Origin of the sequence: Adhaeribacter swui, assembly GCF_014217805.1 — a bacterium.
Lineage (GTDB): Bacteria > Bacteroidota > Bacteroidia > Cytophagales > Hymenobacteraceae > Adhaeribacter > Adhaeribacter swui.
On record NZ_CP055156.1, the window covers coordinates 2,811,957 to 2,826,297 of the forward strand.

Consider the following 14,341-nt stretch of genomic DNA (forward strand, 5'->3'; position numbering starts at 1 on the left):
CTTGCAACTTTCAACTAAAATGGAACCAGAGAAAACTTTTTCGCACCTGGATGCGGCCGGTAATCCGGCCATGGTAGACGTAAGCGCGAAATCTCAAACCAAGCGTACGGCCATCGCTCAGAGTATTGTGGTTTTGGGCGATGATATAATGCAGCATTTAAGTAACGGCGATATCCAAACCAAAAAAGGACCCGTGTTTCAAACGGCGATTATTGCGGGTACCATGGGTGCCAAAAAAACGTCCGACCTGATTCCCTTGTGCCACCCGTTGGGTCTGGAAAGCTGTAAATTTCAGATTCAGGTAAACGAAGCGAACGAAGTGGTGATTCAATGCACCGCCAGCTTAACCGGCAAAACCGGCGTTGAAATGGAAGCTTTAACCGGTGCCAGCGTAGCGGCCTTAACTATTTACGATATGTGTAAAGCTTTTTCGCACGACATTGTTATTAAAGAAACCCGATTAATTAGTAAAACCGGAGGTAAAAGTGACTTCATCCGAAAATAAACCAGCCTACCAGAAGCATGTTGCCTTAAGCCGTCCCGCTTTGGGGCATTTTGGAAGAACCGAATTGGCTATTCTGGGTACGCCTTGCGGCAATATTAAAAAATTAGCTTTTGCACTAACTGAGAAACTAGCCAAAAATTTAAAAATTGCCTACGTAGATGCCGACCATAAAAGCGCCGATGCAGAAGCGAGCAACGGCCCAGACGTAAATACCGCTTTAGCCTACGGCAGTTTTCTGGAGTATACCGATAAAATTACTTTTCAGCGCTTAGATTACCGGACTACCTGGAACGAATACCAGCAGAAAGTTTTCTTTCAAGCCGCAGATTTAATTCTAGTAAATGGTAATCATTTTCCAGCCCAAGCCCAAATAATAGTAATTGACCCGACAAAGCCTTTGGAGAAGAAGCTGGATAAACTCACCAACGTGCAGTTAATATTATTAAAAGAAGGAGTAACGGAAGTGCCCGACTTCATTCAAAAGCATTTATCGCAAAAATCTCCGATACCCGTTTATCCCGTTTCTGAAATCGAGAAAATTACAGATTTCGTTTCTGGTTTTTACAAAAAGAACATTCCGCCCGTAAACGGATTGGTTTTAGCCGGAGGTAAAAGTACCCGCATGCAAAGCGATAAAGGTTTATTGCGCTACCATGATCGAGACCAACGTACGCATGTTTACCAAATGCTCAGTTCTATTTGCTCCAATACTTTTGTGTCGTGCAATGCCTCTCAAGCTGCAGAATTGGAAGGAAAGCTGCCTTACTTGGAAGATAGATTTTTAAATTTAGGGCCCAAAGGCGGTATTTTAACGGCTTTGCAACATGATCCCAATGCGGCTTGGTTAGCGGTAGCCTGCGATTTGCCTTTTTTAAGTAAAGAAACTCTGGATTATTTAGTGCAGCACCGCGACCCCACCAAAATGGCCACAGCGTTTTATGATTCGGATGGCAAATTTCCGGAACCTTTATTGACGATTTGGGAGCCACGCAGTTTTTCGAGCTTGTTGCAGTTTTTAAGTTTAGGTTATTCCTGTCCGCGGAAAGCCTTAATCAACTCCGATGTAAAATTGCTTACTATTCCGGATGCAGAGGAACTGCGCAATGTAAACGACCCGCAAGCGTATAAAGAAGCATTAACTGATTTGAGCCAGCAGAAATAGGAGAATGGGGTTAGCGGCTTGTAATTTAAATTTTAATATTGAATAAAACCTGCAACTTGTAACCTGCAACTTTCAACCGTTTAAGGATGCGCTGCTACCCATACTTCGCCATCTTCGAATATTTCTTTCTTCCAGATAGGTACGATTTCTTTTAAGGTATCAATAATAAATTCGCAGGCTTCGAAAGAGGCTTTCCGGTGCGGGGTAGAAACGGCAATAACTACGGCAGCTTCGCCTATGGGTAATACGCCGGTACGGTGCACAATGGCTACTTTTAGTACTGGCCAGCGTTCAGAAGCCATATCTGCCAGTTCCTGCATTTTCTTTACCGCCATGGATTCGTACGCTTCAAACTCTAACCGCACTACAGGTTTTTTCTGGGTATTATTCCGTACGGTACCAATAAAAACATTTACTGCCCCAGCGCCATCCGACTGCACCGCCGCTATTACTTCTTCTTTATTAATTGGTTGGTCCGTTAAGGCAATCATGTTGGTATTGAGTATTAAGTAACAGGTATTAAGTATTAAGTAGCAGGATACTGAACGTTAAAGGATAAATGATTAAATAATATTTTCAAATTATAAGTAGTTAAAGCAAATAGCACTAAAAAGAGTAAAAAAGTAGAATTTAAGCTTCATGCAAAAGTCTTACTACTTACTACTTATAACCTACTACTTACACTTACTACTATTATCCTCCGCTCACGGGTGGGATTAAAGCAATTTCGTCGTTGGGGTTTAAGGTTACATCAGGTTTGGCGTATTCGTCGTTTACGGCTACTAAAACCGAATGGAGTTTAGTTAAACCCGGATAAGTATTTTTTAAATTTTGCAGTAAATCCTGAACCTTGGCTTGCTCCGGAATATCTACAGATGTCCAGGTTTGGCCAATTATGTCTTTGGTAATGCCAAATAAACGAATTTTTAATTGCATAGATTAAATAATAAACACCTTTTAAAGTTAACTAATTTATAACAGAATTGGTTATCTATTTACAATTTCAAAATTTTATTGTACTTTCGGTAGCAAGCACCCGATCATGACAAAACATCGCCCGCAAATAGTAGATAATCATGGCCGTCCGTTAACGTACGTGCGGTTAGCTGTTACTGATCGGTGCAATCTGCGCTGCTTTTACTGTATGCCCGCCGAAGGCATTGATTATCTGCCGAAAAAGCAGTTGCTTACTTACGAAGAAATGGAATGTTTGCTGCAGGTGTTAGCCGGTTTGGGTATTAGTAAAGTGCGTATTACGGGCGGCGAACCTTTTTTGCGGAAAGATTTAACTTATTTTCTGAAGCAGGTAAAGGCTATCCCGGGCATTGACGAAATTCATATTACCACCAATGGCGTGCTTACGGAGCAATATATTCCGGATTTAGTGGCACTAGGAATTAATTCGGTTAACCTGAGTCTGGATACTTTAAATCGGGAGCGATTTTTAAAAATTACCCGTCGCGACGAATTCGAAAAAGTAATGCAAACGTATCATGCATTATTGGCTAATCAGATTCCGGTAAAAATAAACGCGGTTGTAATGGAAGGGCAGAATATTGAAGATATTGTGCCTTTAGCGGCCTTAACCAAAGACCATCCGGTTTCGGTGAGGTTTATCGAAGAAATGCCTTTTAACGGCGAAGGCCAGCATTATCCGGTGCTAACCTGGAATTACCGGAAGATAATTCAAGAATTACAAACTGCTTTTCCGGCTTTATCTAGAGCTTCGGATGCGCCGCATTCTACGGCTAATCATTATACTATACCAGGTTATAAAGGAAACATTGGAGTAATTGCGGCTTTTTCCCGCACTTTTTGCGGCACTTGCAATCGTATTCGGGTAACTGCCCAAGGCGGGTTAAAAACCTGTCTTTACGGGAATGATGTGCTGAACGTAAAGGAAATTTTACGTAGCGGGGCATCCGAAACAACCCTGACGGAAGAACTGTTAAAAGCTTTTAACAGCCGGGCCAAAGATGGCTACGAAGCTGAAGCGCAGCGACCTATATTGCTGCCGGTCTTCGAATCAATGTCGATGATTGGCGGTTAACCAGTTTAAATTTTTTAAAATAAAAAAGTGGCCCTGTTTTCAAGGCCACTTTTTTATTTTAAAAAATAATGTTTTTACAAAATATCGCTGAACAATCCCGGGAAAATTCCTAGAATAAGAGTAAGCACCGCAATAAAAATCAAGGCAAAGCTAGCAGAAGAATCTACTTTTAAGCGGTCGCCGCTGGGTTCGCGCATGTACATGGCTATAACCACCCGGAAGTAATAATAAATTCCCACCATCGACATAATAATTGCCACAATAATCAACCACAAAATATTTTGTTCTAAGGCGGCACTAAAAATAAAAAGTTTACCGAAGAACCCACCCGTTAAAGGAATACCTGCTAAAGAGCACATCGAAATGGTCATTACGGCGGCTAACAAGGGGTTAGTTCTGCCTAAGCCATTAAAGGCATTGTAGGAAATATCATCCCGCTGATCCGATACTATTTTTAAAATTCCGAATGCTGCTACTGTGGCTACTGAATAAGCTAAGGAATAAAAGAAAATAGCATTCTCTGACCGGTCGTTAAAAGATAATAAGGCAATCATCAAATAACCAGCGTGCGAAATACTGGAGTAAGCCATCATGCGCTTAAAGCTGTTTTGCGCTACAGCGCCAATATTCCCGATGGCTAAAGTAATTACCGTCATGGCTACTAAAGTCGGGAACCAGATGTCATAAGCGCCGGCGAAAGAAACCGACATGAGTTTGTAAAAACCACCGAAACCAGCTGTTTTTACCACGGTACTCATAAAAGCCGTGAAAAGGGTAGGGGTTCCTTCGTATACATCGGGAGTCCAGAAGTGGAAAGGAGCAGCCGATAATTTAAAAGAAATTCCGATGAGGGTAAATAATAACCCCATCGCTAACAACGGAGAAGTTAAGGCATCAGCGGAGCCGGTGGTGGCCACTGAGTTAATCTCGGCAATGGCAAAAGTGCCGGTAGCCCCGTAAATTAATACAATGCCAAACAACAAAATGCCCGAAGCAAAAGAACCCATTAAGAAATACTTAAGCCCGGCCTCGTTGGATTTTAAATTTTTCTTATCGCTACCTGCCAAAACATACATGCTAATAGATAAGATTTCGATACCTACAAAAAGCATGATTAAGTTTTCGTAAGCCACCATCATAATAGCGCCAACTAAAGAAAACAACAGGATGGAGAAAAACTCGGCTAAGCTTTCGTTTTGCTCATCGGCGTATCGTTTGGCAAAAGGAACTACCAATATGGTGGTTAATACTACTACTGCTGTAAATGCTACCGCAAAATTATCTACGGTTAACATTTGCTCGAAGTAGGTTTGGGTATTGTTCCAATCGTAAAAATTGGCGAGCAACACCACAACCAAAAACAAGAATACCAGTGGTAACACCAGCTTGTTCGATTTTCGGAACCCCACAAATAGGTTCAAAATGCCAAAGGTTGTTAGTAGTATAATGGAATTCATGTTATAATTACTCTTTATGGATTACTGGTTGGTAATGCAACGCCCTTCATCCAATTTGTTTTAATGTATGTAGCACCAGAAAGTTAAGGCAATGAATAAGCTAACCGGTGATTTTTAAAAATTTTAATTTTCTGACTAAACGATAGCCAGGCAACACCTAGTTTGGACTACCGATTGATAATACCCAGTAAATGGCCCACTGTTGGTTCTGTAAGGCTCATAAACGTATTTGGGTGCAAACCAATCCAGAACACCATAATCACTAACGGAATCAGTACGGCCTTTTCCAGTCTGGTTAAATCGTGGAATGTGGCCGTAACATTGTTTTGTTCGCCAAACATAACCCCCTGGAACATCCGCAGCATATAAACTGCTCCCAAGATAATGGTTAAACCGGCAATAGCTCCCATCCAGTTATTATACTGGTATACGCCCGATAATAAGAGGAACTCCCCGACAAAACCATTGGTCAGCGGCAGGGCTACGGTACCTAAAAGTAAAATCAAAAAGAAAATGGATAAAGCGGGAGTAGTTTGGGTAATGCCACCTAAGTTGGCTATTTCACGGGTGTGGGTACGGCGGTAAATGATATCAATAATAAAGAACAAGCCCACTACATTTATCCCGTGGCTCAACATTTGAATAATGCCCCCTTGCATGCCGTGCTCGGTTAGAGTAAAAATACCAGCGGCAATTAAACCCACGTGCGAAATTGAAGAAAAGGCCACCAAACGTTTTAAATCACTTTGCCGGATAGCGATAATAGCGCCGTAAACAATTCCAATAATTGCCAGAACTACTACTAACGTATCCCATTGGCTTACTCCTTTAGGTACTACGGGCAATAACCAACGAATAACACCGTAAATCCCCATTTTCAACATAATGCCCGAAAGTAACATGGTAGCCTGGGTGGGCGACTCGGTGTAGGTGTCGGGTTGCCAGGTATGGAAAGGAAACACCGGCATTTTAATGGCGAAAGCAATAAACAAAAACCAGAAAATCCAGCTTTGGTCGGTAGCGCTTAAGTTTAACTGGTAAAAAGCGTTTATGTCAGAAGTATGTGTGCCCGGTGTTTGGAAATACAAGTACACAAAACCCACCAGCATAAATAAAGAACCAATAATGGTGTACAAGAAAAACTTAAAAGTAATCAGAATGCGACGTTCGCCACCCCAGATACCCGCTATAAAGTAAATCGGAATTAAAGCAACTTCCCAGAAGAAATAAAACAGGAAAGCATCAAACGAAGTAAATACGCCAATTAAGCCGGTTTGCATAAACAGGATTAAAGCATAAAATACATTCGGATTTTTATAAGAATGCGGGAAAGAAGATAAAATGATTAAAGGCACCAGAAAGGTAGTCAAGAAAACCAATAACAGGCTGATGCCATCCATGCCAATGGAAAAGTTGATTCCAAAGTTTTCAATCCAGGTATGATCAAAGGTAAACTGCCGGTAAGCATTGGGCTCGTACTGAATCATGGCCAGTATAGCCATAAAAAACTCAATTAAAGCAGCTCCAAAAGCTGTCCGTTTAGCACTCTGACCTTTTAAAAATAAAATCAGAATACCAGCTATGGTCGGCCAAAGGAGTAGGTAAAGGGTAAGGTTAGACATATTTCAGGAGTAACTTATCTGATAATAAAATTCAGGAGTAGAATCAAGGCAATGCTGATGACCATGGCAAAAATATAAAAGCCAATGGCGCCAGTTTGTAAAAAGCGCAGATTTCGACCACCCGCAATGGTAACTTTGCCGAAACCGTTTACAATCGGATCAATAATTCCTTTTTCCACGAAGCGGTATAAACCAGTAGAAAGAGCCATAATCGGCTGAACTATCAAGGCATTGTAAATCTCATCAATGTAATACTTGTGGTAAATGAGCTTATGTAAGCCAGTAGTTTCGATTTTTTCATCAGCCGGAACAGTTTTCTTGCTCACATACATAACATAAGCCAGGATGATAGCTACTACGGCCACCGCTACCGATATAGCCATTAACAAGTACTCGGTAGAGTGGTCTAAATGCGCTTTTTCAAAGGCACTGGGTACCGCTGCACGGGAAAAGCCTAAAACGGGTTCTAAGAAACGGGATAAAATATGATTTTCGCTGAATACTGCTGGTAAACCCATAAACCCACCTACAGTAGATAGTATGGCCAGAATAATTAAGGGCAAAGTCATGCTACTTGGCGACTCGTGTAAATGGTGGCGTTGTTCTTCGGTACCACGGAAAGTGCCAAAGAAAGTCAGGAACAGCAACCGGAACATGTAGAACGCCGTCATGAAGGAAGTTAATAAACCAAACGCCCACATAATTTTGCTGTGTTCGTAAACCTGAGCCAATAATTCGTCCTTCGAGAAAAAACCCGCAAACGGCGGAATACCCGAAATGGCCAAAGTGCCAATTAAGAAAGTAATAAAAGTGATTGGTAATTTCTTGCGTAAGCCCCCCATGCTGCGGATATCTTGTTCCCCGCTCATAGCATGAATAACGCTACCAGCCCCTAAGAATAATAAAGCTTTAAAAAAGGCGTGGGTTAATACGTGAAACATGGAGGAAGTATAAGCCATTACGCCTAAGGCCAGGAACATGTAACCTAACTGACTTACGGTAGAATAAGCCAATACTTTCTTTATATCGTTTTGGGCAAGACCAATAGTAGCCGCAAAAACGGCAGTAGCTAAACCAATAATAGCAATAAAATCTAAAGTGGCTGGTGCTAGCGTGTATAATACGTTAGAGCGGATAACCATGTAAATACCGGCAGTAACCATGGTAGCCGCGTGAATTAAGGCTGAAACCGGGGTAGGACCCGCCATCGCGTCGGGTAACCAGGTATAAAGCGGTAATTGAGCACTTTTACCCATGGCTCCCACAAATAACAGCAAGGTAATGGTTATGATTACCGACTGATTTACTTCGTGAATTTGCGACGCTTGCTGAAAAACTTCGGCGTAAGAGACACTGCCAAATGTTATAAAAATTAAAAAAATACCTAGCAAAAAGCCTAAGTCGCCGATACGGTTAATAATAAAGGCTTTTTTAGCGGCATTATTATAAGGCGTAACTTTGTTCCAGAACCCAATTAATAAATAAGAACACAAACCAACTCCTTCCCAACCCACAAACATCATCACGTAGTTAGAACCCATTACGAGCAGTAACATCGAGAAAATAAACAAATTCAGGAAAGCGAAGAATTTTCCAAAGTTAACGTCGTGGCTCATGTAGCCGGCGGAGTACACGTGTATCACAAACCCAACACCGGTAACCAAAAGCAACATAATTAAAGACAATTGATCGATTTGAAAGGCAAACGGAATGTGCAGATTGCCTACGTTTATCCAATCAAATAAATTAACCACATACGATTGCCCATTAAAATTAAAAAACAGGTAAAGCGAAATAATGAAAGAAGCCAGCACACTGCCGCAACCAATTAAAGTCTGAACACCTTTTGGGAGCGAGCGATTGCCAAGGCCATTAATTAAAAATCCGATAAAAGGAAGAAGCGGAATAAGTAAGCAGAACAATGCCATGTTGGAGTTGGTGGCAGGTAGTAAGTTTGTTTGCATCCTTTGATTTTATTGTTCGTTGTTCGTTATTTTTTCGAACAGACAGGTTTTTTAAAAAAGTAATTTCTGATAATGGTAAGTTAAACTACCATTTCAAATTGCTTAAAATGTTAATATCCGTTGTGCGCAGGTTCCGGTAAATCATTACAATAATGGCTAAGCCTACACAAACTTCGGCAGCAGCAACGGCCATAATAAAAAATACAAAAACCTGCCCGTTTGCATCAGAGCGATAAGCCGAAAACGCGGTTAAAAGAAGGTTTACGGCGTTGAGCATGAGCTCTATGCACATAAAAATAATAATTGCATTGCGGCGGGTAAGAACGCCTATAATGCCGATAACAAATAAAGTGCTGCTGAAGAACAGGTAGTAGTGTAAAGGAATGGTTCTGATTACTTCAGGAATTTCGTTCATTGTTTTGTAAGCGCTGGTAGCTTTTTATTAGGTAGCCTTAGCAATAAGCGGCGCAAGTTACCGCCATTTTACTATTTAGCCAACTATTTATTTTTTTATGTAAATACAAATGGCGGCAAGTTATGCCGCCATCAAAAATTAAAAATTTTAAAAATGCCGCTGCTGCGATTCTTTTTTACCTAACATTACCGCACCAACCATGGCCGATAAAAACAATACCGATACCAACTCAAAAGGTAAAAGGTATTTAGTAAATAATAATTGCCCCAGATTTTCTACCATACCAATCTGAGAATCAAAGTTAGCCGTATCCACAGTGCCTAATTCCGCATCTTTTAACACTGCAATCATAATAACTAATAACAAACCTCCCGAAATAACGCCGGCTACTTTCATCAGCGTGGATTTGTGTTGGGTTTGCTCCGTATCCTGATTCAAGTTTAAAAACATAATCACGAAAAGAAACAAAACCATAATAGCGCCCGCGTACACAATAATATTTACCGCAGCCACAAACTGCGCGTTAAGTAAAATATAGTGCCCGGATAAACTGAAGAAAGTTAAAATTAAGCAAAGAACGCTGTAAACGGGGTTTTTAGAAAATACCACTCCTAAAGCCGCGAACAAGGTTATAAAAGTCAGGAAGTAAAAAAGATTACCAGTCATTTAGTTTTAGTTATTTAGCCGATAGACCACAGCCGTCAGATCAAAATTTAGTGGACTTTGGACTATCGACCGTGGACTATGTTAATATCTGTACTTAATATTTTCTTTTGAATTTGCCCGCGATAATGGCTCTACCAAACGATCTTTGCCATAGATAAATTCGTCGCGCTCGAAACGAGGCGGAGCCGTTTTATCGTTTTGCAAAAATATAGCTTCTTTTGGGCAAGCTTCTTCGCACAAACCGCAGAAAATACAACGCAGCATGTTTATTTCGTAAGTAACTGCGTATTTTTCTTCACGGTACAGATTTTCTTCGCCTTTTTTACGCTCACCGGCTACCATAGTAATAGCTTCGGCCGGGCAAGCTACGGCGCACAGGCCACAAGCGGTACAACGTTCCCGTCCTTGCTCATCGCGGCGTAAAACGTGTAATCCCCGGAATTCCCGGCCAAATTCCCGCTTTTGCTCGGGGTATTGGATCGTGGGCTTTTTCTTAAAAAAGTGCCGCATGGTAATAGACAGACCTTGAAAAATAGCCGGAAGGTACATCTTCTCGGTTATTGTCATGGGCTTTTGCTCTAATACCTTTTTTCTATTCGATAAAGATTCCATTTATATTTATATCTACTTCTCTTTCAGTATTTATTAACTTTTACTTAGAGAATAATATTTTAAAATTTATTTTGCTTCTACTGCATTACGGCTGTTACCAGTTGTAATGCAGTAGAAAATAATCATTGGTTAATCTAGTATTTCAGCCAGTAAAATCTAAAAATGAGTTTTTAAAAAATTTAAAAATTAACCTTTAAAGTACTCATACAATAAGATCCCAGCACCAGTTAGAACAATGTTAATGATGGATAAAGGAATTAATCCTTTCCAGCCTAAATTTAATAGTTGATCGTAGCGGAAACGTGGTAAAGTCCAGCGTACCCACATAAAGAAAAAGATAAAACCGAATATTTTTAAAAATAATACTACTGTCCCGATAATAGTAACGGCGTTATGGGCCACTACCGGGTCGCTGGATATTAATGCACCAACCTGATCCTGAAAGGGGAAGTTAAAGCCACCAAAGTACAGCGTGCTCATTACCGCCGACGCCACAATAATATTTACATATTCGGCAAACAAGTATAAGCCTAATTTCATAGAGCCATACTCGGTGTGGTAACCACCTACCAGTTCTGCTTCCGATTCGGGTAAGTCAAAAGGAGTCCGGTTTGTTTCGGCAAAGGAGCAGGTCAAGAAAATAATAAATCCTAAGGGCTGGTAAAAAATATTCCAGTTAAAACCTGATATTCCAAACAACGGCTCCGACTGTTGTAAAGCAATTTCGCGCAACGAAAGCGTTCCGGTCATCATCAGCATAGCAATAATAGAAAGACCCATGGCAATTTCGTAGCTAATATTTTGCGATGCAGCCCGAATAGCGCCTAATAACGAAAACTTATTGTTAGATGCCCATCCTCCAATCATAATGCCGTACACGCCCAAGGATACAACCCCAAAAACATAAAGCATTCCGATGTTTACTTCAATCCCTTGTATTCGGGTAGTACCAAAAGTATCCGACAAAATGGTATTGCCAAAAGGAACTACGGCACTGCTCATTAAAGCGGTTAACATTGCCAACGATGGACCCGCAATAAATAACCATTTATTGGCAGTAGCCGGAATAAATTCTTCTTTAAAAAACAACTTCACGGCATCAGCCAGCGGCTGACCTAAACCCCAGGGACCTACCCGGTTTGGACCAGGACGGTCTTGCAGATAACCGGCAATTCTACGCTCGGCCCAGGTACAATAGGTTGCAATTAATAGAGTAATACCAAAAATAGCTAATATAATGGCGGCCTGTATGGCTAATGCTGGAATCTCCATGCTTGGTTAATATGGTCTCGGGATAATATTTAATTCTTTGGTAGTGCTTTCGGGTAAATCCGCAATAATCTGTGGGTTAATAACCGGCAACTCATAGTGGTTCGCGGATATTACAGACGCTCTTGCAATATGCCGTGGTCCTTCAATGGTCCAATCAGCTACTTCTTTTTTCTCAAAGCGGCATTCATTACAAATAAAGTCCACTACTTCGCCGTACTCATTCTTGCGGGCCGTTACGCGTAACACATCATTCCCACGAGTCCAGAGTACTACTTTACCGGCACATTTAGGGCAATCGCGGTGCGCGTCTACGGGTTTGGTAAACCATACGCGATTCTTAAACCGGAAAGTTTTATCGGTTAAAGCACCCACCGGACAAACATCAATAACATTTCCCGAGAAATCATTATCAATTACATTCTCAATGTAGGTGCCAATTTCTGCAGCATCGCCACGGCCTAGAACTCCATGTACCCGCTTATCCGTAATTTGGTCGGCGGTATACACGCACCGGTAACACAAGATACACCGGTTCATGTGCAATTGAATTAATGGTCCAATATCTTGCCGCTCAAACGTACGCCGTTCCTCTTCGAAACGGGTAGCCGAGGTACCGTGGGCATAAGAGAAGTTTTGCAAATCACATTCACCGGCCTGGTCACAAACCGGGCAATCCAGCGGGTGATTGATTAACAGCATTTCTACAATGCCTTTGCGGGCTTCCATTACTTGCGGCGAAAGCGTATTTTCAACCACCATGCCATCTTGTACCGGTGTTACGCACGATGCAACCAGTTTGGGCATGGGACGGGGATCTTTTGCGGAGCCAGCCGTTACTTTCACCAAGCAGGCGCGGCATTTACCACCACTGCCTTTTAAAGGGGTATAGTAACACATGGCGGGGGGCACTACATCGCCACCTATTTTACGGGCAGCATTCAGGATGGTAGTTCCGTCTTCTACTTCAACCTCAATGCCGTCGAAAGTTATTTTTGCCATTTAATTATTTATTCTTTAACTGCTTTTCGTTCTTTTTAAAACTACTCAGCTTTCAGGTATTTAAATTATATATATGATGTTTGATACTCGATTTTCGAATTTTCGAATTTAGCTTTTCGAATAATCCAAGATCTAAGAATCGAACATCGCGCGAAGCGCTTACGCGAAAGCCAAATCTTCGGCTCCGCGGTACACGGCACCCGGGGCTGTTGCTTTATCCGGATGTTTCACGTGCCATTCAAATTCTTCGCGGAAGTGACGAACTGCACTGGCTACCGGCCAGGCTGCTGCGTCACCCAAGGGGCAAATGGTATTTCCTTCAATTTGCTTCGATACATTTACCAGCAAATCGATATCGTGCATGTGACCGTGGCCATGCTCAATCCGGTGCAGAATTTTCTCCATCCAACCTGTTCCTTCCCGGCAAGGGCTGCACTGTCCGCAGGATTCGTGATGGTAAAACCGTGAGAAGTTCCAGGTATTGCGTACAATACAAGTAGTATCGTCCATGGCAATAAAGCCACCAGAACCCAGCATAGTACCACTCACAAAACCACCTTCCGACAAGGATTCATAAGTCATTAAGCGCGGGGTACCTTCGGCAGTTTTTAAAAATAATTGAGCCGGCAAAATAGGAACCGAAGAGCCACCCGCCACTACGGCTTTAAACTGACGGCCTTTCCAGATACCACCGCAGTACTCATCCGAGAATAAGAATTCTTCAACGGGTAAACCTAATTCGATCTCGTAAACGCCAGGTTTATTTAAATGACCACCCGCCGAAATTAATTTGGTACCGGTACTGCGGCCTACGCCAATCTTCGCGTATTCTTCGCCGGTATTATTTACAATCCACGGCACAGTGGCAATGGACTCAACGTTATTAACTACTGTAGGGCAGGCATATAACCCCTGCACCGCCGGGAATGGCGGCTTGTTACGCGGGTTACCGCGTTTACCTTCTAGTGATTCTAATAAAGCTGTTTCTTCGCCGCAGATGTAAGCGCCACCGCCGGGGTGCACGTGTAAATCTAAAGAGTAGCCGGAACCCAGAATGTTCTCGCCCAAAAATCCTGCTGCGTAAGCTTCAGCAATGGCTTTTTCTAAAATTCGCAGCACAAACATGAGCTCGCCCCGAATGTAGATATAAGAAGTTCGGGCACCTAAAGCGTAGCTGGAGGTGATCATGCCCTCAATTAAGGCGTGCGGTATTTTTTCCATCAAAACCCGGTCTTTAAAAGTGCCTGGTTCTGATTCGTCGGCATTGCAAACTAAGTAGCGGGGTTTGCCTTCTGGTTTAGCCAAAAAGCTCCACTTCATACCGGTTGGGAACCCGGCACCACCGCGGCCACGTAAACCAGATTTTTTTACCTCGTCCACCACTTCGTCGGGCGTCATGGTTTTTAAAGCTTTTTCTACCGACCGATACCCACCCATTTTACGGTAAGTTTCGAAAGTATTAATGCCTGGTACGTTTATATGTTCGGTTAATATTTTAAGTCCCATTATTATCTATCCTTTCTAAGACACATGTATCAGGACACAAGTATCAAGACTAATAAAATTTTAAAAATTTTCTATTTAGATGAAAGCTGTTCAATCCGGAATAATGATCAA

General features: G+C 41.9%; 14 protein-coding genes. 3 read left to right on the plus strand and 11 right to left on the minus strand.

The features are described from left to right. Window positions 1-19: 19 nt before the first annotated feature. Complete coding sequence (gene moaC, locus HUW51_RS12040) at window positions 20-505, plus strand: cyclic pyranopterin monophosphate synthase MoaC (protein ID WP_185274267.1); 486 nt, start codon at window positions 20-22, stop codon at window positions 503-505. Then, window positions 486-1,667: an NTP transferase domain-containing protein gene (locus tag HUW51_RS24570; RefSeq protein ID WP_228467019.1), complete on the plus strand. Its 1,182-nt coding sequence runs from the start codon at window positions 486-488 to the stop codon at window positions 1,665-1,667. The genes moaC and HUW51_RS24570 overlap by 20 nt, the downstream gene beginning before the upstream one ends. 80 nt (window positions 1,668-1,747) lie before the next feature. Here HUW51_RS24570 and HUW51_RS12050 read toward each other — a convergent pair whose 3' ends face one another. Further along, entirely contained in the window at window positions 1,748-2,158 is a 411-nt protein-coding gene (locus tag HUW51_RS12050) for a molybdenum cofactor biosynthesis protein MoaE (RefSeq protein WP_185274268.1), read from the minus strand. Between the two features lie 202 nt (window positions 2,159-2,360). After that, window positions 2,361-2,603, minus strand: a complete 243-nt coding sequence (locus HUW51_RS12055) for a MoaD/ThiS family protein (RefSeq protein ID WP_185274269.1) — start codon at window positions 2,601-2,603, stop codon at window positions 2,361-2,363. 106 nt (window positions 2,604-2,709) lie between these two features. Here HUW51_RS12055 and moaA point away from each other — a divergent pair, with 106 nt between their 5' ends. Beyond that, window positions 2,710-3,717 carry a GTP 3',8-cyclase MoaA gene (gene moaA / locus HUW51_RS12060; protein ID WP_185274270.1) on the plus strand — a complete coding sequence of 336 codons (1,008 nt, stop codon included), beginning with the start codon at window positions 2,710-2,712 and terminating at the stop codon, window positions 3,715-3,717. Between the two features lie 74 nt (window positions 3,718-3,791). Here moaA and HUW51_RS12065 read toward each other — a convergent pair whose 3' ends face one another. From HUW51_RS12065 to nuoF, 9 genes are all read right to left on the minus strand, one after another. Then, window positions 3,792-5,174: an NADH-quinone oxidoreductase subunit N gene (locus HUW51_RS12065; RefSeq protein WP_185274271.1), complete on the minus strand. Its 1,383-nt coding sequence runs from the start codon at window positions 5,172-5,174 to the stop codon at window positions 3,792-3,794. 167 nt (window positions 5,175-5,341) lie between these two features. Continuing rightward, entirely contained in the window at window positions 5,342-6,796 is a 1,455-nt protein-coding gene (locus HUW51_RS12070) for a complex I subunit 4 family protein (RefSeq protein ID WP_185274272.1), read from the minus strand. 14 nt (window positions 6,797-6,810) lie between these two features. Next, complete coding sequence (gene nuoL, locus HUW51_RS12075; protein ID WP_185274273.1) at window positions 6,811-8,760, minus strand: NADH-quinone oxidoreductase subunit L; 1,950 nt, start codon at window positions 8,758-8,760, stop codon at window positions 6,811-6,813. An 85-nt stretch (window positions 8,761-8,845) separates the two neighbouring features. Continuing rightward, window positions 8,846-9,175 (minus strand): NADH-quinone oxidoreductase subunit NuoK, encoded by a 330-nt coding sequence (nuoK, locus tag HUW51_RS12080; RefSeq protein WP_185274274.1) that lies wholly within the window; start codon window positions 9,173-9,175, stop codon window positions 8,846-8,848. 147 nt (window positions 9,176-9,322) lie between these two features. Next, entirely contained in the window at window positions 9,323-9,841 is a 519-nt protein-coding gene (locus HUW51_RS12085) for an NADH-quinone oxidoreductase subunit J family protein (RefSeq protein ID WP_185274275.1), read from the minus strand. An 81-nt stretch (window positions 9,842-9,922) separates the two neighbouring features. Beyond that, window positions 9,923-10,408, minus strand: a complete 486-nt coding sequence (locus HUW51_RS12090; protein WP_228467020.1) for a NuoI/complex I 23 kDa subunit family protein — start codon at window positions 10,406-10,408, stop codon at window positions 9,923-9,925. Window positions 10,409-10,639: 231 nt separating this feature from the next. Beyond that, a complete protein-coding gene (gene nuoH, locus HUW51_RS12095) occupies window positions 10,640-11,725 on the minus strand; it encodes an NADH-quinone oxidoreductase subunit NuoH (protein ID WP_185274277.1) in 1,086 nt (361 codons plus the stop codon). A 6-nt stretch (window positions 11,726-11,731) separates the two neighbouring features. Then, complete coding sequence (locus tag HUW51_RS12100; protein ID WP_185274278.1) at window positions 11,732-12,724, minus strand: 2Fe-2S iron-sulfur cluster-binding protein; 993 nt, start codon at window positions 12,722-12,724, stop codon at window positions 11,732-11,734. Between the two features lie 159 nt (window positions 12,725-12,883). Beyond that, window positions 12,884-14,230 (minus strand): NADH-quinone oxidoreductase subunit NuoF, encoded by a 1,347-nt coding sequence (nuoF, locus tag HUW51_RS12105; protein ID WP_185274279.1) that lies wholly within the window; start codon window positions 14,228-14,230, stop codon window positions 12,884-12,886. Window positions 14,231-14,341: the final 111 nt, after the last annotated feature.